The organism is Ensifer sp. Root278, from assembly GCF_001429285.1.
Lineage (GTDB): Bacteria > Pseudomonadota > Alphaproteobacteria > Rhizobiales > Rhizobiaceae > Ensifer.
In genome coordinates this window covers 466,116-485,674 of the sequence record NZ_LMJJ01000001.1, presented here as the reverse complement: position 1 = coordinate 485,674, position 19,559 = coordinate 466,116, and the positions used below count along the sequence as shown (strand labels likewise).

Sequence of the window (19,559 nt, the reverse complement as noted above, 5' to 3'; positions counted from 1 at the left end):
CGCCACGCTTGATGGAGATCAAGAGCGGACGCTTGCGCGGCTGGTAGAAGACGGCGATAACGGCCACAAAACCAGGTTCAACGACATGCAGCCGCTCACCTTCGCCCTCGCCGCCCTGATCCTGCTCGCAACGCCGGGGCCGACAAACACGCTGCTCTGGCTGTCCGGCGCCTCTGCCGGTTTCCGCCGTTCGCTGCCGTTGCTCACCGGCGAGCTCGGCGGTTATCTCGCCGTCATCATCCCGGCCGTAGCACTATTGGCGCCATTCCTTGCCGCCCATCCGCAGCTCGGCCTTGCGCTCAGGCTCGTCGCCGCCTGCTGGGTTCTCTACCTCGCCTATGCGCTCTGGACCACCGATGCCGAGCGCAGCGAAGGTGTCGTCATCTCCATCCGCCAGGTCTTCGTTACGACGCTGCTCAATCCGAAGGCGCTGATCGTCGCCCTGGTGCTCTTGCCACAGACTGGACTGGCCGCCGTCTGGCCCTGGATCGCCGGCTTCTCGCTGCTGGTCGTCGCCGCCGGATCGACCTGGATCGGCGCCGGCGCCATGCTGGTGCAGATGTCGAAGGGCTTGTCGGCCTCGCATCTGCCGCGACGGATTGCTGCCGTTTGTCTCACCCTTTTTTCGGTGGGCATCGCCGGCAGCGCGATCGCGGCCATGCACTGAGACCCCCCGGAGACAGAAAGGTCTCGGGGGTTCAATGCGCTCACGAGACCGATTGCTGCGTCACGCAGCAACAGCCGCTTCGCCGAGTTCCTCTGCCAGTGCCACACCGATCAATTGTTGCCAACCGTCGCGCCGGTATTCGAGCTTGTCGAGCCCGTCGAGGAAGGCAACCTGTTCGGTGAAGACGAGGCGCGTACCGTTGCCTTCCGGCTGAATGTCGACGGTCGCGACGGACGCCGAGATCCTCTTGTCGTTCTCAGCCATCGTGTAAGCAAAGATGATCCGGCGGTTCTCGACGATGTCGAGATAGATGGTGTCGTCATGATAGATCGTTTCGCCGTCCTGGCTGAAGCGACCGCTCTCGCGACCGCCGACGCGGAAGTCATGGCTGAATTCGGCCACCGGCCCGTCAGCACTGACGAACCAGCGTTCCTTCGCAGCCGGCTCGGAGAAAGCCCTGAACACCTGTCCCGGCGTCGCCTTGAAGCTGCGCTCGATGGTGAAGCTCGCATGTTCCACGGATCTGTCGGTCATGTTCTCTCTCCTCTGATGTTCGAATACCGCTGGCCTTTGCCTAACTGGTTTCATTTAAAAACTGCTCTAATTTTGAAAGCAGTTGCACGATAGCCTCACTGATGCGATAATGCAAGCGGTTTTGAAGAGGTGCCAATGAAGGACGACATTCGCTCGGGTTGCCCGATCAATCTTTCGCTCGAAGTGTTCGGCGACAAATGGAGCCTGCTGATCATTCGCGACATGATCTTCGGCGGTAAACGGCACTTCCGGGAATTGCTGCGTTCCCAGGAGGGCATCTCGTCCAACATCCTGGCGGATCGGCTGAAGATGCTGGTCGAGCAGGGCATGCTGACCAAGGCGGACGACCCCACGCACAAGCAGAAGGCGATCTACAGTCTCACGGAGATGACGATCGCGCTGGTGCCGATCATGGCCCAGCTCGGCGCCTGGGGGCGGCGCTATCTGCCGGTCAGCGAAGAGCTCAGTATTCGCGCCGAGCAGATGGAAAACGGCGGTCCGGAACTCTGGGACCGCTTCATGGACGAGTTGCGACACGATCATCTCGGCGCGCTGCTCGATGGTCCGCCGCGGGTGCGCGCTACACTGCAGGCAGCCTATGAAGAGGTGGTGGCAAGAAAGGCACGCGAAAAGGCGACGGCCTGAGGCTATACGAACAGGCACTTCATCCGCTCAGAGCCCGATCACAGACAGCATGACGAAGGTCGCGAACAGCACGAAATGAGTCATGCCCTCAATGGCGTTGGTCTGGCCGTCGTTGAGGTTGATCGCGGCCACGATCAAAGTGACCGCCACCATCACCGTCTGCACCGGCGACATGGCCATCAGGAAGGGCTGGCCGGTATAGAGCGCGATCGCCTCCATGACCGGCACCGTCAGGATGACCGTCGAAAGCGATGCCCCGAGCGCGATGTTGACGACCGCCTGCATGCGGTTGGCGAGTGCCGCCCGCATCGCGGTCATGACTTCCGGCGAGGCAGAGATCACGGCAACGACGATGGCGGTCACCGCCGGCGGGGCGCCGCTCCCCTTCAGGCCCGAGGTCAGCAGCGACGACATCACTTCCGCCAGCACGCCGATCAACACGATGCCAAGGATCAGTATCACGATCGACGGCAGCACCGGCTGATCCGGCCCACCCTGTATCGCGCTCCCCTCGCCCTTCGCCTTCGGATAGCTGTAGCTGAAGAAGTAGCTGTGCACCCCCACCTGCATGCGCAGGAACAGGGCATAGAGGGTGATCATCGCGCCGATGGTGAAGGCCGAATAGAGATGCCATCTCGCCGCCGGCACGAACTCCGGAACGACCATCGAGATGCCCATCGCCGTCAGAATCATGACGCTGTAGGTGCGGGCGGAATCGTCGTTATAGGGCTGCTCTCCATGTTTCAGGCCACCAAGCAGGGCGGCGAGGCCCAGGATGCCGTTGATATCGAGCATGACGGCCGCATAGATCGTGTCGCGCACGAGCGTCGGCGAGGTCTCGCTGGTCATCATGATCGCCAGCACGACGACCTCGACCAAGACCGCCGAGAGCGTCAGGATCATCGTGCCATAGGGATCGCCGACCTTGGACGCCAGCACCTCGGCATGGTGCGACACGCGCAGCGAGGCGAGCACGATCGCCACCACGAGACCGGCGGCACCGAGAAGCGTTGCCAGGCGCCCCATTTCGAGAAGCTCATGCTCCAGCGCGATCCCGGCAATCGCCGCAGCGAGGGCCACGAACAGCAGACGCTCCGATCTCATGCGCGCCAACAAACGTTCCCTCCGATGAAAGCCTGTCCTGCCCGTCACGCGAACTATAGGGGCCGCCGCCCCCAAAGCAAATGACGGAGAAAGGACTATTTTCCTTCGGATTCTTTACCGGTACTTCGCGTTTCGATAGTGTGGTGTCGAACAAACCCAGCAAGTGGCCGCCTGTTCGGCCCGGACCTTTCGCATGTTGTCTCACGGCACGATCTGGCACGCCATCGATGCATTGGCCGAGCGCAATCAGCTCTCGCCTTCCGGTCTCGCCCGCCGCGCCGGGCTCGACCCCACCTCCTTCAACAAGTCCAAGCGCCACTCTGCCGACGGGCGGGAACGCTGGCCTTCGACGGAATCGATCGCCAAGGTGCTCGAGGCGACCGGCGCCACGATGGACCAGTTCACCAGCCTGTTGAGCCCGAATGACACTCAGGCCACCCCGGCGACTGCAAGTGCCGCGATCCCGCTGATCGGCTTCGCCCAGGCGGGTGCCGGCGGCTTCTTCGACGACGGCGGTTTTCCGGCCGGCCAGGGCTGGGACGTGATCGACTTTCCAACAGTGGCGGAACGCCGGACGGGCATCTACGCGCTTGAGGTGCAGGGCGATAGCATGCTGCCACTGTACCGCGACGGCGACACCCTGATCGTCGATCCGGGGGCGCAGGTTCGGCGCGGCGACCGCGTCGTGGTCAAGACACGCGAAGGCGAGGTCATGGCGAAGGTCCTGACACGCCAGACGCCGCGCACGATCGAACTCCTTTCCCTCAACCCGGAGCACCCGAACCGGGGCTTCGAGATCAGCCAGATCGAATGGATCGCCCGGATCATCTGGGCCAGCCAATAGGACGTTCTTCCTGATGCGGCAGCATTTATACTCCCTTGCCGGCGGCATCGCCGCGATCGCGCTTTTCACCGGCATCCTCTACGCGGGTGCAGCCGCCATTCGCGACCGCGAGAGTGCCGCCACGCCGGACTTCGTCCTCGAAACGCCCGACATGACGGAAATCGAGCCGGCGCCGGATGACGCCGAAACGGATGATAACGTACCGCTCGACTTGGGAACACCGACCGACGGCACCGCGCAGCCCGGTGCGGTTACGACCGGCGATCAACCGCAGACGTCGACGACGGAAAACGCCGCACGCGCCATCGAGCCGCAACAATTCGGTCTGCCCGACACCGTCACCGGCGCGCCGCTCGAACGCGCGGAGCCGCGTGCCCCGCTGTCAGAGCCGGAGAAGCAAGCGAAGGCGACCGCCGGGCCGACCATCCTCTATCGCCCCGTGGCGATCGCCGCCGGTGTGATCCAGTTCGACAAGCTCACGCTGCAGATCGATGGCATCGAGCCCGAGCAGGCAGAGAGAACCTGCGAAACCGGGGGGAAGAGTTGGCCCTGCGGCATCGTCGCACGGACGGCCTTCAGAAACTTCCTGCGCGCACGTGCGGTCAGCTGCGACATGCCCGAGGGAAGCGCCGGCGCATCGGCCACTGCTTCCTGCTCTCTCGGTGGACAGGATCTCGCAACCTGGCTCGTCGACAACGGCTGGGCGACGCCGGTACCCGGCTCGCCGCTGAAGAAGCGGGCCGACGCCGCGCACCAGGCGAAGCTCGGCTTCTATGGCGAAGATCCGCGCGACCTCAGTCACACGCCGATGACGTTTGACGACCCAACGCTCGGCACCGGGATGGACGAGCCGCAGCCGGACTTGTAAACAGCCGCGGCAATTCCCAGCTCTCAACCGTCCAGATCATCTGATCGTTGAGACAGTGAGATGATCCAACTCTTTGAAACTATGCAATTCCGGATGAAAAACCGCTTCACGCCGTTCCCGGAATTGCGCTACCGCTGGAAAGACCCATGCTGCCAAGCCTCAGCCACCACGAAGCGCTCATCTATGTCATGGTGATGATGTCGGCGGTCGACCGCGAGATGAGCGACGACGAATTCACCCGCATCGGCCGGCTGGTGCAGTTCCTGCCGGTCTTCGAGGGGTTCAACGAGGATCAGCTCGTCCATATCGGCCACGAATGCTCCGCCCAGCTCGCGGCCCCCGAGGGGTTGGACATCGCTCTGGAAATCGTGCGCGAGGCGCTTCCGGAAAAGTTCCATGAGACGGCCTACGCACTTGCCGTCGAGATCGCCGCCGCGGACCAGCGCATTCGCAACGAAGAGATCCGGCTGTTGCAGTTGCTGCGCGACCGCCTCGGTCTCGACAAGCTCACCTGCGCCGCCATCGAACGAGGGGCGCTTGCCCGCTTCCGCCGGTAGCTCATCATTTCCTGGCGTTCACGCCAAGCTGTCTACAGCGCTGCGCGTCTTATCAGACGCGCAAAGGTCGCTGTAGCACTTTGAATTGCTGCATGTTTTTGACCTTTGACCGGGTACGATTAAAGGAAACATGCAGTGGGCGCTCAATAGATGCCGTTGGGGAAGTAGCGCAGGTAGATTTCCTCGAGCCGGCCGCTGCGCGAAAGCGCCAGCAGCGCGTGGTCGATCGCCTGGGTCAGCGCCGGTTCGGATTTGCGGTTCATGATCGTCAGGCCTTCACCGAGAAAGCGTTGCGAGAAATAGGCACCATCGACGAGTGCGCAGCAGCCCCCGGCAGTCGTGCCTGAGATCCAGAAGGAAAGCTGCAAACCGTCGGAAAAGACCGCCGGCACCTCACCCTTCTGCAGTGCCGTGAGCATGGCATCGCGATCTGGGAAGACCTTGGCCCCGATACTCGGGAAGAACGCCTTGAACATGGCCTCATGGGTGGTGCCCGCCACGACACCGACCGTTTTTTTCCTGAGGTCCTTCGGACCCGTCACGGCGCCGGCCGCCTTGGTGTTGATGGCCAAGCGGGCCGGAAGCCGCATGAAGGCGCGCGAGAAGCCGAAGCGCTGGCGCAGTTCCGGGCCGACGGCGATACCGGCGGCAACCGCTTCGCCCTGCCCCTGCTCCAGCGCCGGCAGCAGTTCCGCATAGGTCACTGCCTGGATCTGGCATTTGGCTTCGATGTCGAGCTCGCGGCAGATCTCGCGCACGAGATCGACGTGAAAACCGGAGAGCTTGCCGGACTGATCGATGAAGTTGAACGGCGGAAAGTCGACCGTCGTCAGGAAGCGCAAGCGCGCAAGGCCCGTGAGATCGGGCTTGGCGATGCGTTCGCGCGCATCGAACAGAATGGGCAGGTCCCTGGGCTGGGCCGCAAGCGGCGTTGCGATCAGGGACGCGCAGAGAGCGAACAGGGAAAGAAATCTCATGGGCAGCGGGCCGGCACGGTTCTTGTCTCAGGGGCGGCGCTTGGAACCGCGGGATGATTCATCGAGCGGTAAAGTAACCGTCCGCAAGGCAACTGGCCATAGGTCTCGCTCGAACGAGGCAAAAGAGGCTTCAGGAAGGATTGGAGCGGGTGATCGGGATCGAACCGACGACATCAAGCTTGGGAAGCTGGCGTTCTACCACTGAACTACACCCGCGATGCCTGCGAAATTTCCCGAACCGGGACGATCTGTCAAGGACCCTTGCGCGGTATCGCACGAGGGTCCCGTGCAAAATCCCTACTCGGCGCGGAAATGTTTCGAAAGCTTCAGGCCCTGGGCCTGGTAGTTGGAGCCGACGCCGAGGCCGTAGAGACCGTCAGGACGCTCCAACATGTGTTCATAGATCAGGCGGCCGACGATCTGGCCATGTTCGAGGATGAACGGCACCTCGTGGCTGCGCACTTCCAGAACGGCGCGGCTACCGCTGCCACCGGCAGAGGCATGGCCGAAGCCGGGATCGAAGAAGCCGGCATAGTGCACGCGAAACTCGCCCACCAGCGGATCGAACGGCGTCATCTCGGCCGCGTAAAGCGGCGGCACATGCACCGCTTCGCGCGAGACGAGGATGTAGAACTCGTCCGGATCGAGGATCAGCTCGTCGCGTCCGCGGCTGTAGAGCGGCTCCCAGAAATCGAAGATCTTGTGCTGCGCCTTCTTGTCGACGTCGATGACCGCGGTGTGGTGTTTGCCACGGTAGCCGATCAGACCCTCCGGACCGGTGCCCTTGAGGTCGATCGACAGCGCAATGCCGCCGCCGCTGACATTCGGGCGTTCGCTCGCCACCAGCACGTCGCTTTCATGCAGCGCCAGCAGCTCCTGTTCGGAGAGCAGCGACTGGCCCATGCGGAAGCGGATCTGCGACAGGCGCGAACCACGGCGCACGACGATCGGGAAGGTGCGCGGACTGATTTCGAGATAGAGCGGACCGCTATAGCCGGCAGGAATCTTGTCGAACTCCTGGGCGCGGTCGGTGATCACGCGGGTGAAGATGTCGAGGCGGCCGGTCGAGCTTTTCGGATTGGCCGAGGCCGACATGCCCGCAGGCAGCGCCAGGCTCTCCATCAACGGCACGATGTACACGCAGCCGGTTTCAAGCACGGCACCGTCGGTGAGATCGACGACATGCAGCTTCAGCCGGTCGAGCTTGTCGGCGACGAGGTGGGACGGGCCGGGCATGAAGCTCGCGCGGACGCGGAAAGCCTTGGCGCCAAGGCGCAGGTCGAGGCTTGCCGGCTGGATCTGATCGTCATCCAGCGGCCTCTCGCTCTTCAGGCGCCCCGTTTCGAGCAGCGCGGCGATCGCGCGGTCGGCCAAAATCCCAGTATCGCGGGCCATTGCAGTCCTCTTTCCAGTTGCGAGACAAAACCAAACTCCGGGAATTGACGCAAGCGCACCCTAGCAGTATTGAAGCTTTATCCCGTGGTGATTTGGCCGGTCGGCTTGCAGCCACGTTAAACAAGTAGCTAAAAAGGCCGGGTGTCAAACCGGCCCATTTTTGCGGCCGGTTTTTTTTGTTTTTGAAGGTGATCGTCACATGAGCAAAAACTGGCGCCCGGCAACACAACTCGTCCACGGCGGAACCACCCGCTCCCAGCACGGCGAGACGTCCGAGGCGATCTTCCTCACCCAGGGCTTCGTCTACGAGACATCCGAGGCGGCAGAAGCGCGTTTCAAGGGCGAGACCGAAGGCTTCATCTATGCCCGCTACGGCAGCCCGACCAACGACATGTTCGAAAAGCGCATGTGCATGCTGGAAGGCGCCGAAGACGCGCGCGCCACGGCTTCGGGCATGGCTGCCGTTTCCGCGGCAATCCTCTGCCAGCTGAAGGCCGGCGATCATATCGTTGCCGCCCGTGCGCTGTTCGGTTCCTGCCGCTGGGTGGTCGAGACGCTGGCGCCGAAATACGGCATCGAATGCACGCTGGTCGATGGACGCGATCTCGCCAACTGGGAAAAGGCGATCCAGAAGAACACCAAGGTCTTCTTCCTGGAAAGCCCGACCAACCCGACGCTCGAAGTCATCGACATTGCCGGTGTGGCCAAGCTCGCCAACCAGATCGGCGCCAAGGTCGTCGTCGACAACGTTTTTGCGACGCCACTCTTCCAGAAGCCGCTGGAACTCGGCGCCCATATCGTCGTCTATTCCGCCACCAAGCATATCGATGGCCAGGGCCGCTGCCTCGGCGGCGTCGTGCTTGCTGACAAGGAATGGATCAACGAGAACCTGCACGACTACTTCCGTCATACCGGCCCGGCCATGTCGCCGTTCAATGCCTGGACGCTGCTGAAGGGCATCGAAACCTTGCCGTTGCGCGTGCGCCAGCAGACGGAAACCGCACGCCGCGTCGCCGACTTCCTGGCTGAGCAGCCGCAGGTGGCGAAGGTCATCTATCCCGGCCGCAAGGATCACCCGCAGGCCGACATCATCGCCAAGCAGATGACCGGCGGCTCCACCCTCGTCGCCTTTGAACTGAAGGGCGGCAAGGATGCGGCATTCGCGCTGCAGAATGCGCTCGAGATCGTGCGCATCTCCAACAATCTCGGCGACAGCAAGAGCCTGATCACCCATCCGGCAACGACGACGCACAAGAACCTGACCGACGAGGCCCGCGAAGAGCTGGGCATTTCCGCCGGCACGGTGCGTTTCTCGGCCGGCATCGAAGACAGCGAGGATGTCGTCGAGGATTTCGCCCGCGCGCTTGAGGCCGTCAAAGCCTGAGGCAACGAAAAGATACGGCCGCCACAACAGACGGCGGCCGTCGATCCCTCGTGGCGCTCATGCAGCGGGCGCCCCGCCATCCAATATGGCCTCACCAGCGGGATCGAGCGGGTTCGAACAGCCGATCCGGATACCCGCAAGCCCTTGCCCCAGAATGGGTATGCACAATCTTGCCGTTATTCTTGACGAAACCATCTTGCTGTAGAATACCCTGAAAGACCGAAGCAAGGTGTTGCCCATGTATCGCGCTTTGACCCGCGACATAGAAGTTACGGTGGAGCCGTACTATCTCGAAGAGCAGTCGGACCCCGATGACGGCCGCTATGTCTGGGGCTATCGCATTGTCATCTCAAACCATTCGGACGCAGCCGTGCGGTTGATGACCCGCTACTGGCATATCACCGATGAGAATGGGCAGGTCGATGAGGTCAGCGGTCCCGGCGTGATCGGCGAACAGCCGCTGCTCAATCCCGGCGACACCTATGAGTATTCGTCCGGCTGCCCGCTGGATACGCCGTCGGGCGTGATGTTCGGCCATTACAGTATGGAAGCGGAAGGCGGAGAGACCTTCAACGTGGCCATCCCCGCCTTCTCGCTCGATTCACCCGGGCTCGTGCGTACCCTGAACTAGCTTGATCCGGAGTGGCGCCGGCTACTGTGGACGCACTTCGCTTGCCTCGAAACGATAGGTCGTCGAGCAGAATTCGCAGGTGACCTTCACGGCCCCATCCTCGATGGTGCTTTCGATATCATCAGCGTCCAGATTGGCGAGCACCGAGTGCAGCTTCTCGCGCGAGCAGCTGCAACGGTCATAAACCGCCTGCGGCTCATAGACGCGAACGCCGCGCTCGTGAAACAGCCGGTAGAGCAAGCGTTCGGTTCCGACCATCGGGTCGGTCAGCTCGTCGGTGTCGATCGTCTCGACCATCACCTTGGCTTCCGCCCAGAGATCGTCATCCTCGAAGACGCCTTCCCCGTCATCGCCATCGCCACCGGAAAGATCAGGCTGGCGCATGCGCTCCGGCGCTTCCGGCAGGAACTGCGCGACCATGCCGCCGGCACGCCAGCGATGGCGCGGCTTGCCGCTTTCATCGCGGTCGAGCAGCTCGGCAACGCCGAGCCTGACCTTGGTCGGGATCTGCTCTGACTGGCGGAAATAGACGCCAGCGATTTCTTCCAGCGTGGCGCCGTCCAGCGCAACGATGCCCTGATAGCGCTGAGTATGAGCGCCCTGGTCGATGGTGAAGGCGAGTACGCCCTTGCCAAGCAGTTCATGCGAAAGGGTGCGGCCATCCTTCTCGGCGTCGGCAAGCGCATCTGCATCGTAGCGGGCATAGGCGCGCACGCGATCCGGCGTCGAGAAGTCTGCGACGACGAGATCGACCGGACCATCGCCTTTCGTCTGGACGATCAGCTTGCCTTCGAACTTCAGCGAAGTGCCGAGCAGAACCGTCAGCACGACGGTTTCGGCAACGAGCCGCGCGACCGGAAGCGGATAGTTGTGGCGCTCCAGAATTGCGTCGAGCATCGGGCCGAGCTGCACGGCGCGGCCGCGCACGTCGAGGCCTTCCACCTGGAAAGGCACGACGTGATCGTCACCGGCGAAGTCGAATTCACCAAGCCCTGGCGTCATGTCAGTCATGTCTTGCTCCTTGCCTCAGCAACTGCGTTGCGCCGGGGACATTCCTGTCCCCCGGCGCAACGTGCCCGCTGTCCCAATCGATCCCGCGATAAACGGATTGTCCACCGGATATGTGCCATCAGCCATTGCGCCGCGCACCACCCGTGGCAGTCGGCGCTTCACTGTTGCCAGGAGCGCCCTGCAGCCGCCTAGATCGTGTCGCACGGCGGCAATGTCAATAGCCAGCCTCACAGCCGCCGAAGCGCTGCGCCATCGCGCTCACCGCGGCGCTCGCAAGGGCCTAGACGAGCCCCATGCACCAGGCGATGATCGACTTCTGCGCATGCAGGCGGTTTTCGGCCTCGTCGAAGACCACCGACTGCGGACCGTCGATCACCTCGTCGGTCACCTCCTCTCCACGGTGCGCCGGCAGGCAATGCATGAACAGCGCATCGGATGCCGCTTGCTTCATCAGCGCCTCGTTGACCTGATAGGGCTGGAAGACGTTGTGGCCGCGGGCACGATGCTCCTGGTTCATCGACACCCAGGTGTCGGTGACAACGCAATTGGCGTTGGCGACCGCCTGCTCGGCATCGTGACACAGCAGGATCTCGCCGCCGTTGTTGCGGGCCCAGTTCAGGATCTTGTCCTGCGGCTCGGAGCCGAGCGGCACGGCCATGTTCATGCGATAGCCGAAGCGGGCGGAGCCTTCGATCAGCGAGTGCAGCACGTTGTTGCCGTCGCCGGTCCAGGCGATCGTCTTGCCCTTCACCGGTCCGCGATGCTCCTCGAAGGTCATGATGTCGGCCATGATCTGGCACGGATGGGTGTCATCGGTCAGGCCGTTGATGACGGGTACCGTCGCGTGTTCTGCCAATTCCAGCAGGCGGCGATGGTCGGTGGTGCGGATCATGATCGCGTCGACATAGCGCGACAGGACCTTCGCCGTATCGCCGATCGTCTCGGCGCGACCGAGCTGCATCTCCGTGCCCGAAAGGAACAGGGTTTCGCCGCCGAGCTGGCGCATGCCGACATCGAAGGACACACGGGTGCGGGTGGACGGCTTTTCGAAGATCATCGCCAGCATCTTGCCGGCGAGCGGCTTCTCGGCGGTTCCGGCCTTGGTCGTCGCCTTTCGGACGCGGGCATCATCGATGATCGTCCGAAGATCGGCGGCCGTCATGGCCGAAAGATCGAGAAAGTGTCTGGTGCCTGCCATCGTACTCGGTTCCTCAAAAAATCGAACCTATGTGCGCCACGCAGCGGCGTGAACGCACGAAGGTCATTCTACCATCCTGGGTCAGTCTTGGCCCTATCGGTCAGGCCGCAGCGTTACCACTTGCCTTCGTCACTGCTTCGGCGGCGCGCTCGATGCGTACGAGGCCCTCGCGTGCTTCCTCCGCCGTCACAGTCAACGGCGGCAGCAGGCGCAACACGTTGTCGCCGGCCGGCACGGCCAGGAGCTTCTCGGCGCGGATCTCCTTCAGGAGATCGGCCGAGGGGCCCTTCACCTTGATGCCCAGCATCAGGCCATCGCCGCGGATATCCTCGATGACATCGGGATAGCGATCCTTCAGCGAAGCAAGGCCCTGGCGGAAGACGAGCGCGACGTCGCGCACATGGGCGAGGAAGCCATCAGCGAGGATGACGTCGAGCACGGCGTTGCCGACGGCCATCGCCAGCGGATTGCCGCCATAGGTCGAGCCATGCGTGCCCGCCACCATGCCGGCGGCCGCCTCTTCCGTCGCCAGGCAAGCGCCGAGCGGGAAGCCGCCACCGATACCCTTGGCAACGGCCATGATATCCGGGCGGATGCCCGTCCACTCATGGGCAAAAAGCTTGCCGGTGCGGCCGACGCCGGTCTGAACCTCGTCGAGGATCAGGAGCAGGCCGAATTCGTCGCAGAGGGCGCGCAGTTCCTGCATGAATTCCTTGGTCGCGGGACGGATGCCGCCCTCGCCCTGGATCGGCTCGATCAGGATCGCGGCGGTCTCCTCGGTGATCGCATTCTTGACGGCCGCGATGTCGCCGAACGGAACCTGGTAGAACCCTGGGGCCTTTGGCCCGAAACCTTCAATGTACTTTTGCTGACCACCGGCGGCGATCGTCGCGATCGTGCGACCGTGGAACGCGCCCTCGAAGGTGATGATGTGAAACTTCTCCGGCTGGCCTTTGGCGAAGTGGTACCGCCGCGCCGTCTTGATCGCGCATTCCAGCGCTTCCGCACCGGAATTGGTGAAGAAGACCCGATCGGCAAAGGTGACGGCCGCCAAGCGGCGTCCAAGACTTTCCTGACCGGGAACTTCGTAAAGGTTGGAAAGGTGCCAGACCTTCTCGGCCTGCGCCTTCAGCGCCTCGACGAGATGCGGATGCGCGTGGCCGAGCGAGTTCACGGCAACGCCGGCGGCGAAGTCGAGATAGCGCGAGCCGTCTTCGGCGATCAGCCAGACGCCCTCTCCTCGCTCGAAACGCAACGGCGCGCGCATGTAGGTATCGTAAAGCGGCGTGGTTGCAGTCATGCGAGGCTCTCCTTACTCCAGTCGGCATCGGTCCCGCTGCTTCATGCGGCCCGATAAAAATCAAAAATGCCGCCTTTCGGCGGCGCAGGCACTATTCCTATTTCGCGCCGCAATGTCAATAAAACCAAGCCTTGCAGTGCAACAGAGAAGCCCGTTTCCCGGCGGCGAAAAAATCGCCCGGAAGGGCTTGCAAAAATGCAACGCCAGCCGAGCAAGTTGGGGAAAACTACGAAATCGATTCGGCGTGAATCCCGGGACTCTTGCCACGGAGTCCGACGGTCAGTACGTTAACATTCAATTACTAGACGCATGCGGCGGACCTAGTCACCAAAAGAGTTATCGCGTTTGCAACCTCGGGATTCAACCGGGGTGCGGTGAGGGATTCTGCCATCCCCAACGCTGAGAACGGAGAGTGCAGAAATGAACTGGACTGACGAGCGGGTGGAGAAACTGAAGAAGCTTTGGTCCGAGGGCCTGAGCGCAAGCCAGATCGCGGCACAGCTCGGCGGCGTCAGCCGTAACGCTGTCATCGGCAAGGTTCATCGCCTGAGCCTTCCAGGCCGTGCCAAAGCCGGCGGCAGCACCACTGCGGCGGCCCGCCCGAAGCGGCCGACCTCGGCGCCGCGCGCTCCGAACTACGCCTCGCGCGTTTCGACCCGCACCGTTGCCCGTCCGTCCGGCGCCACCGTTCTCAAGGAAGAGATCGAAGTCGATCTCGTTGCCGAGCAGGATTTCAGCATCCAGACCGACGTGGTCGTGCCGATGTCGCGCCGCCTCGAGCTAACCCAGCTCACGGAACGCACCTGCAAGTGGCCGATCGGCGACCCGCTGAAGGAAGAGTTCCACTTCTGCGGCAACGATTCCCCGGAAGCTTCGCCCTATTGCAGCTTTCATGCGCGGCTTGCCTACCAGCCGTCCGCCGAGCGCCGTCGGATGCGCTAAGGATCCGCACAGGACCAAAACGAAAGGGGCCGATCGGCCCCTTTTTTATTGACTTCTGTTTGCCCTTCTCAGCTTTCGAGCGAGTAGCCGGCGCCGCGCACGGTGCGGATGACATCAGGCATGGTCGAGAAGTTCAGCGCCTTGCGCAGGCGGCCGACATGCACGTCGACGGTCCGCTCGTCGACATAGATGTCGTGGCCCCAGACGCCGTCCAGCAACTGCGAGCGCGAGAAGACACGGCCCGGAGAGGACATCAGGAACTCCAGCAGGCGGAACTCTGTCGGCCCCAGGCGAACTTCGCGGCTGCGGCGATGGACGCGATGGGTTTCCCGGTCGAGCTCGATGTCGCCGCAGCGCAGCAGCGTCGAGAGAACTTCGGGCTTCGCCCGGCGGAGCATCGCCTTGACGCGGGCCATCAGCTCCGGCGTGGAGAAGGGCTTGACCACATAGTCGTCGGCACCGGTCGCCAGACCGCGAACGCGCTCGCTTTCCTCGCCGCGCGCCGTCAGCATGATAATCGGCAGCCGCTCCGTCTCCGGGCGCTGGCGCAACCTACGGCAAAGCTCGATGCCGGAGACGCCAGGCAACATCCAGTCGAGGATCAGAAGGTCGGGCAGGCGTTCCTGTAGCCGGATCTCCGCCTCGTCACCCCTGAGGATCGTATCGACGTCGAAGCCTTCAGCTTCCAGATTGTAACGCAGCAGGACGCTCAGCGCCTCTTCGTCTTCGACCACGGCGATTTTTGGCAACATCAGGTAACGTCTCCTTACCGCGAGCGCCGCGCGGGTCCAGCGGACCGGCCGGCACTCAGACACTCTAAATCTGGAGCACATCCGCCGTTTTCAAAGGCGGGGCGAAAACCGCATGCTTCAGATACAGGAATTCGGGGCCGCGACCGAAGCCGCGACCGGATGATATTCATGGGGCATGCATTGCGAACGGCGCGTTTAACGCCAGAGCGGGATGAGGAAAAGTGTATGCGGTTGTCCCCCGCATCCCGCTCCAACCTTCTAGTCGTTGACCGAGCCCAACGTCGACGTGTTGTCATCCTTCGGGCGCTCGCCCTCCGGCTGGGCACCCGTCGCCATGTAATAGATCGTCTCGGCGATGTTGGTCGCGTGGTCGCCGATACGCTCGATGTTCTTGGCACAGAACAGAAGATGCGTGCAGGGCGTGATGTTGCGCGGATCTTCCATCATGTAGGTGAGCAACTCGCGGAACAGCGAGGTGTAGATCGCGTCGATCTCCTCGTCGCGCTCACGAATGCTGTTGGCCTTTTCCGGCGAACGCGACGCATAGACGTCGAGCACTTCCTTGAGCTGCACCAGAGCGAGCTCGGCGAGGTGCTCGAGACCGCGGGCGAGCTTGCGCGGGATGCCCGAACCGGCAACCGCGATCACGCGTTTGGCAGTGTTCTTGCCGAGGTCGCCGACACGCTCCAGGTCGGAGGCGATGCGGATCGACCCCATGATCTCGCGAAGGTCGGCGGCGACCGGCTGGCGCTTGGCGATCGTGACGATCGCCTTCTCGCCGATCTGACGCTCGGCATCATCGAGAACAGTGTCGTCCGAGATTACCTTTTGCGCCAGCGCCAGGTCGGAATTGACCAGAGCGCGGACGGATTCGGCGACCATCTGCTCGGCGAGACCGCCCATTTCCGAGATGCGGCGCGTCAGGTACTTCAGTTCTTCGTCATAGGCGGACATGATATGCATGGACATGATCGTCGATCCTTACGGGCGCTTTCCAGTGACTGTTGCAGCCGTGATTGGCCTCAGCCGAAGCGGCCCATGATGTAATCCTGGGTGCGCTGGTCATCCGGATTGGTGAACATCTTGTCGGTGTCGTTCTCCTCGACGAGATTGCCGAGGTGGAACATGGCGGTGCGCTGCGACACGCGGGCGGCCTGCTGCATCGAGTGGGTCACGATGACGATCGTGAAGTTCGTGCGCAGTTCATGGATGAGTTCCTCGACCTTGGCGGTCGCGATCGGGTCGAGTGCCGAGCAGGGCTCGTCCATGAGGATGACTTCCGGGCTGACGGCAACAGCGCGTGCGATGCAAAGGCGCTGCTGCTGACCACCGGAGAGGCCGGTGCCCGGCTCCTGCAGGCGGTCCTTCACCTCGTTCCACAAACCTGCCTTCTGCAGGCTGGTTTCGACGACCTCGTCAAAATCCGCCTTGGTGCGGGCAAGCCCGTGGATGCGCGGACCGTAGGCGACGTTGTCGTAGATCGACTTCGGGAACGGGTTCGGCTTCTGGAACACCATGCCGACGCGGGCGCGCAGCTCGACCACGTCAATGGTCGGGTCGTAGATGTCGTCCTCATCGAGCGTGATCTTGCCGGTGACGCGGCAGTTCTCGATGGTGTCGTTCATGCGGTTCAGCGTGCGCAGGAAGGTCGACTTGCCGCAGCCCGACGGACCGATCAGCGCCGTTACCGTGTTCTCGCGGATGTTGAGGTTGACGTCGAAAAGCGCCCGCTTCTCGCCGTAGTAGACCGACACATCCTTGCCGATCATCTTGAAGGGAACCGTGTTCATTTTCTGATCCAAGGCTTTCTCGACCGCTGCTTCTGACATGATGTTCATAGTAATTACCTCACTACCAACGGCGCTCAAAGCGACGTCGCAACAGAATGGCGCCAAGGTTCATGACGACGAGGAAGATGAGAAGAATGATGATCGCGCCGGAGGTGCGCTCGACGAAGGCGCGTTCCGCCTCGTTGGCCCACATGTAGATCTGCACCGGCAGCGCTGTCGACGGCTCCATCGGCGAACCGGGATAGTCGACGACGAAGGCGACCATGCCGATCAACAGCAACGGCGCGGTTTCGCCAAGCGCGTGGGCCAGGCCGATGATCGTACCGGTCAGAATGCCCGGCATGGCCAGCGGCAGAACGTGGTGGAAGATGGTCTGCATCTTCGAGGCACCGAGACCGAGCGCCGCCGAGCGGATGGACGGCGGGACCGCCTTCAAGGCCGCGCGGGTGGCGATGATGATCGTCGGCAGGGTCATCAGCGTCAGCACGAAACCGCCGACGACCGCTGCCGAACGCGGCATGCCGGCAAAGTTGATGAAGACGGCGAGACCCAACAAACCGTAGACGATCGACGGAACGGCCGCGAGGTTGTTGATGTTGACCTCGATCAGGTCGGTGAGCCGGTTCTTCGGAGCGAACTCTTCGAGATAGATCGAGGCGGCAACGCCGATCGGCAACGACAGCACGAGCACGATCAGCATCATGTAGAACGAGCCAAGGGCGGCAACGCCGACGCCCGCCGCTTCAGGACGGCTGGAGGCGCCGAAGGTGAAGATGCCGGTGTTGAAGCTCTTCTTCAGGACGCCGGCGCTTGCGAGCTCGTTCATCCAGGTGACCTGCTGGTCCTTGACCTTGCGCTTGCTCTCTTCGACCTTGAGGTCGATCTGGCCCTTGTTGGCGGAGTCGATGTTGGCTTCGGCCAACAGCGTGACCGGAATGGTCTTGCCGACGATGGACGGATCCGCCACGACCATGTCGCGCAAGAGCGTACGGGAGCTCGCAGAAACCATGTCGGTCGCCTGCTTGACCAGCGGCCGTTTGGTCGCATCGATGCCGAGCTGCTTGACGAGCGCATCACGCACCAGCAGCGGATAGTTGGCGGTCATCAGTACCTTGCTGTCGGTCGTGCGTTCGCCGTTGGGGTCGATGACCTTTTCGGTGAATTCGATCGGCAGCGTGATCGTCGTCTGCTGGAACGCGGTGTAGCCGTTGGAAATGACGGTCCACAGCAGCAGCGCCAGGAAGAAGAGACCGGTGCTGATTGCCGCAATGCCGTAGGCGCGGAACCGGCGCTCGGCGGCATAGCGACGCTTGATGCCGATATCGCGCTTTGCGGATTCAGGACGGGCGGAGATCCGGACGGTCGGGGAAGCGATGTCGGTCATTCGTACTGTTCCCGGTATTTGCGCACGATGTAGAGCGCGTAAATGTTGAGGCCGAGCGTGATGACAAAGAGCGTGATGCCCAGCGCGAAGGCCACCAGCGTCTGCGGCGAGGTGAACTCGAGGTCGCCCGTCAACTGGTTGACGATCTTCACGGTCACCGTCGTCATCGGCTCGAAGGGATTGATCTGCATGCGGGCCGCGACACCGGCTGCCAGCACGACGATCATCGTCTCGCCGACGGCACGCGATGCGGTCAGAAGCAGCGCGCCGACAATGCCGGGAAGTGCTGCCGGGAGAATAACCTTCTTGACCGTTTCCGAGCGGGTGGCACCGAGACCGAGCGAGCCGTCACGCAATGCGCGCGGCACCTGGGTGATGATGTCGTCCGAGAGCGACGACACGAACGGGATCAGCATGATGCCCATGACGATGCCTGCGGTGACCACGCTCTGCGCCTGGATGAAGTTCTGGTAATTGCCGGTGGCAAGGCCGTTCAGCTGCGCCGAGATATCACGCAGGAACGGACCAACGGTCACGAGAGCGAAGAAACCGTAGACGATGGTCGGGATGCCGGCGAGCACTTCGAGCAGCGGCTTTGCGGTCGAACGCAAGCGCGGGCTTGCATACTCCGCCATGTAGATGGCTGCGAAGAGGCCGATCGGCACCGCAAAGAGCATCGCGACGAAGGCGATGTAGAGCGTGCCGGTGAGAAGCGGGACCAGGCCGAACTGACCGGAGGCGCCACCGCTGCCGGCAGCAGCGAAGCGCGGATCCCAGACCGTGCCGAAGAAGAATTCGAACGGCGAGACCATGGTGAAGAAGCGGCCGGCTTCCGACAGCATCGAGGCGACGATGCCGACCGTCGTCAGGATGGCGATGGAAGACGCGACGATCAGCGAGCCGAGAATGACCCGCTCGACCTGGTTGCGTGCACGGAAGCGGGTCGCGATGTTGCGGATGGCGTAGATGCCGCCGGCAATCGCGATCAACAGTACGGCCGCGGTCATCAGCCAGCGGTTGGCGGCGGCCATCGCGTTGAAATGCTGGGCGACGGTGACCATGTAGGGCTCGCCTTCGCCGGCCAGGGCGACGCCCTTGGCTGCGAGCGTCGAGCGGAGATTGGCGGCACCGCTTTGAAGTGCCGCAACCTCCTCGCCGCTCAGGCGCAGCAGACCACCGGCAACGGACTTGACCTGGCCGAGCGCGAGCTGAACCGCGGCGGTCCCCTGGCTCTGGACGGTGTCCGGCAGGGCCGCGCGCGTGCTCCCGTCAATATAGATAGGAGCGGCAATCAGCCAGGTGCCGAGAACGAGCGCCGCCGGCAGCATCGCCCAGATAGCGACGTAGCTGCCGTGATAGCCCGGCAAGGAATGAAGGTTGGAGAGCTTGCCGCCAGCCTGCGCCAGCGAACGTGCGCGACCGGCAAAATAGGCAATGAAACCAATAACAATAATTAGCAAAAGAAGGAGCGAGGTACTCATCCGCACGTCTCCCCGGTATCGCCCGCCATGGGCCGCCGGCAAATCGAATGAAGGCATGCCCCGGCGCGAAGGATATCGCGCCGGGGCTTGTCGTT

20 protein-coding genes, 1 tRNA gene and 1 riboswitch are annotated in these 19,559 nt (G+C 62.8%); of the genes, 8 read left to right on the top strand and 13 right to left on the bottom strand.

Annotated elements, in window-relative coordinates:
* Positions 1 to 85: 85 nt before the first annotated feature.
* The gene (locus ASE60_RS02390) at positions 86 to 667 is read left to right on the top strand and encodes a threonine transporter RhtB (protein WP_057248117.1); all 582 of its coding nucleotides are present in this window, start codon (positions 86 to 88) and stop codon (positions 665 to 667) included.
* 60 nt (positions 668 to 727) lie between these two features.
* Here ASE60_RS02390 and ASE60_RS02385 read toward each other — a convergent pair whose 3' ends face one another.
* Complete coding sequence (locus ASE60_RS02385) at positions 728 to 1,201, bottom strand: SRPBCC family protein (RefSeq protein WP_057248116.1); 474 nt, start codon at positions 1,199 to 1,201, stop codon at positions 728 to 730.
* Between the two features lie 135 nt (positions 1,202 to 1,336).
* Here ASE60_RS02385 and ASE60_RS02380 point away from each other — a divergent pair, with 135 nt between their 5' ends.
* Positions 1,337 to 1,846 (top strand): helix-turn-helix domain-containing protein, encoded by a 510-nt coding sequence (locus ASE60_RS02380; RefSeq protein ID WP_057248115.1) that lies wholly within the window; start codon positions 1,337 to 1,339, stop codon positions 1,844 to 1,846.
* A 27-nt stretch (positions 1,847 to 1,873) separates the two neighbouring features.
* Here ASE60_RS02380 and ASE60_RS02375 read toward each other — a convergent pair whose 3' ends face one another.
* The gene (locus ASE60_RS02375; protein WP_082615702.1) at positions 1,874 to 2,962 is read right to left on the bottom strand and encodes a calcium:proton antiporter; all 1,089 of its coding nucleotides are present in this window, start codon (positions 2,960 to 2,962) and stop codon (positions 1,874 to 1,876) included.
* A 181-nt stretch (positions 2,963 to 3,143) separates the two neighbouring features.
* On the opposite strand from ASE60_RS02375, the gene ASE60_RS02370 reads away from it, so the two are divergent.
* The 3 genes from ASE60_RS02370 to ASE60_RS02360 all read left to right on the top strand — a co-directional run bounded on the left by ASE60_RS02370 (position 3,144) and on the right by ASE60_RS02360 (position 5,219).
* Entirely contained in the window at positions 3,144 to 3,794 is a 651-nt protein-coding gene (locus tag ASE60_RS02370; protein ID WP_057248113.1) for a helix-turn-helix transcriptional regulator, read from the top strand.
* A 13-nt stretch (positions 3,795 to 3,807) separates the two neighbouring features.
* Entirely contained in the window at positions 3,808 to 4,662 is an 855-nt protein-coding gene (locus ASE60_RS02365) for a thermonuclease family protein (RefSeq protein ID WP_057248112.1), read from the top strand.
* Positions 4,663 to 4,808: 146 nt separating this feature from the next.
* Entirely contained in the window at positions 4,809 to 5,219 is a 411-nt protein-coding gene (locus tag ASE60_RS02360) for a tellurite resistance TerB family protein (protein WP_057248111.1), read from the top strand.
* 143 nt (positions 5,220 to 5,362) lie between these two features.
* Here ASE60_RS02360 and ASE60_RS02355 read toward each other — a convergent pair whose 3' ends face one another.
* The 3 genes from ASE60_RS02355 to ASE60_RS02345 all read right to left on the bottom strand — a co-directional run bounded on the left by ASE60_RS02355 (position 5,363) and on the right by ASE60_RS02345 (position 7,591).
* A complete protein-coding gene (locus tag ASE60_RS02355) occupies positions 5,363 to 6,196 on the bottom strand; it encodes a transporter substrate-binding domain-containing protein (RefSeq protein WP_057248110.1) in 834 nt (277 codons plus the stop codon).
* Positions 6,197 to 6,337: 141 nt separating this feature from the next.
* Positions 6,338 to 6,412 (bottom strand) — tRNA-Gly (locus ASE60_RS02350).
* 81 nt (positions 6,413 to 6,493) lie between these two features.
* Positions 6,494 to 7,591, bottom strand: coding sequence for a 2'-deoxycytidine 5'-triphosphate deaminase (locus ASE60_RS02345; RefSeq protein WP_057248109.1), 1,098 nt, complete (start codon positions 7,589 to 7,591; stop codon positions 6,494 to 6,496).
* A gap of 74 nt (positions 7,592 to 7,665) precedes the next feature.
* Positions 7,666 to 7,744: riboswitch (SAM riboswitch) on the top strand.
* A gap of 46 nt (positions 7,745 to 7,790) precedes the next feature.
* On the opposite strand from ASE60_RS02345, the gene ASE60_RS02340 reads away from it, so the two are divergent.
* On the top strand, positions 7,791 to 8,975 hold the full coding sequence (locus tag ASE60_RS02340; RefSeq protein ID WP_057248108.1) for an O-succinylhomoserine sulfhydrylase: 1,185 nt from the start codon (positions 7,791 to 7,793) through the stop codon (positions 8,973 to 8,975).
* A 238-nt stretch (positions 8,976 to 9,213) separates the two neighbouring features.
* On the top strand, positions 9,214 to 9,606 hold the full coding sequence (apaG, locus tag ASE60_RS02335) for a Co2+/Mg2+ efflux protein ApaG (RefSeq protein WP_057248107.1): 393 nt from the start codon (positions 9,214 to 9,216) through the stop codon (positions 9,604 to 9,606).
* Between the two features lie 21 nt (positions 9,607 to 9,627).
* Here the strand turns inward: apaG and ASE60_RS02330 are convergent, their stop codons facing one another.
* The 3 genes from ASE60_RS02330 to ASE60_RS02320 form a co-directional block, all read right to left on the bottom strand.
* Positions 9,628 to 10,617 carry an Hsp33 family molecular chaperone gene (locus ASE60_RS02330; RefSeq protein WP_057248106.1) on the bottom strand — a complete coding sequence of 330 codons (990 nt, stop codon included), beginning with the start codon at positions 10,615 to 10,617 and terminating at the stop codon, positions 9,628 to 9,630.
* 280 nt (positions 10,618 to 10,897) lie between these two features.
* Positions 10,898 to 11,815, bottom strand: a complete 918-nt coding sequence (gene argF / locus ASE60_RS02325; protein ID WP_057248105.1) for an ornithine carbamoyltransferase — start codon at positions 11,813 to 11,815, stop codon at positions 10,898 to 10,900.
* A 100-nt stretch (positions 11,816 to 11,915) separates the two neighbouring features.
* Positions 11,916 to 13,115, bottom strand: coding sequence for an aspartate aminotransferase family protein (locus tag ASE60_RS02320; protein WP_057248104.1), 1,200 nt, complete (start codon positions 13,113 to 13,115; stop codon positions 11,916 to 11,918).
* A 420-nt stretch (positions 13,116 to 13,535) separates the two neighbouring features.
* On the opposite strand from ASE60_RS02320, the gene ASE60_RS02315 reads away from it, so the two are divergent.
* Positions 13,536 to 14,057, top strand: coding sequence for a GcrA family cell cycle regulator (locus ASE60_RS02315; protein ID WP_057248103.1), 522 nt, complete (start codon positions 13,536 to 13,538; stop codon positions 14,055 to 14,057).
* 68 nt (positions 14,058 to 14,125) lie between these two features.
* Here the strand turns inward: ASE60_RS02315 and phoB are convergent, their stop codons facing one another.
* The 5 genes from phoB to pstC form a co-directional block, all read right to left on the bottom strand.
* A complete protein-coding gene (phoB, locus tag ASE60_RS02310) occupies positions 14,126 to 14,809 on the bottom strand; it encodes a phosphate regulon transcriptional regulator PhoB (RefSeq protein WP_057248102.1) in 684 nt (227 codons plus the stop codon).
* A 258-nt stretch (positions 14,810 to 15,067) separates the two neighbouring features.
* Positions 15,068 to 15,781: a phosphate signaling complex protein PhoU gene (gene phoU, locus ASE60_RS02305; RefSeq protein WP_093231848.1), complete on the bottom strand. Its 714-nt coding sequence runs from the start codon at positions 15,779 to 15,781 to the stop codon at positions 15,068 to 15,070.
* A 50-nt stretch (positions 15,782 to 15,831) separates the two neighbouring features.
* Positions 15,832 to 16,647, bottom strand: a complete 816-nt coding sequence (gene pstB / locus ASE60_RS02300) for a phosphate ABC transporter ATP-binding protein PstB (RefSeq protein WP_057248100.1) — start codon at positions 16,645 to 16,647, stop codon at positions 15,832 to 15,834.
* Positions 16,648 to 16,660: 13 nt separating this feature from the next.
* Positions 16,661 to 17,983, bottom strand: coding sequence for a phosphate ABC transporter permease PstA (pstA, locus tag ASE60_RS02295; protein WP_057248099.1), 1,323 nt, complete (start codon positions 17,981 to 17,983; stop codon positions 16,661 to 16,663).
* A complete protein-coding gene (gene pstC / locus ASE60_RS02290; RefSeq protein WP_057248098.1) occupies positions 17,980 to 19,464 on the bottom strand; it encodes a phosphate ABC transporter permease subunit PstC in 1,485 nt (494 codons plus the stop codon). Before pstC ends, pstA begins: the two co-directional genes overlap by 4 nt.
* Positions 19,465 to 19,559: the final 95 nt, after the last annotated feature.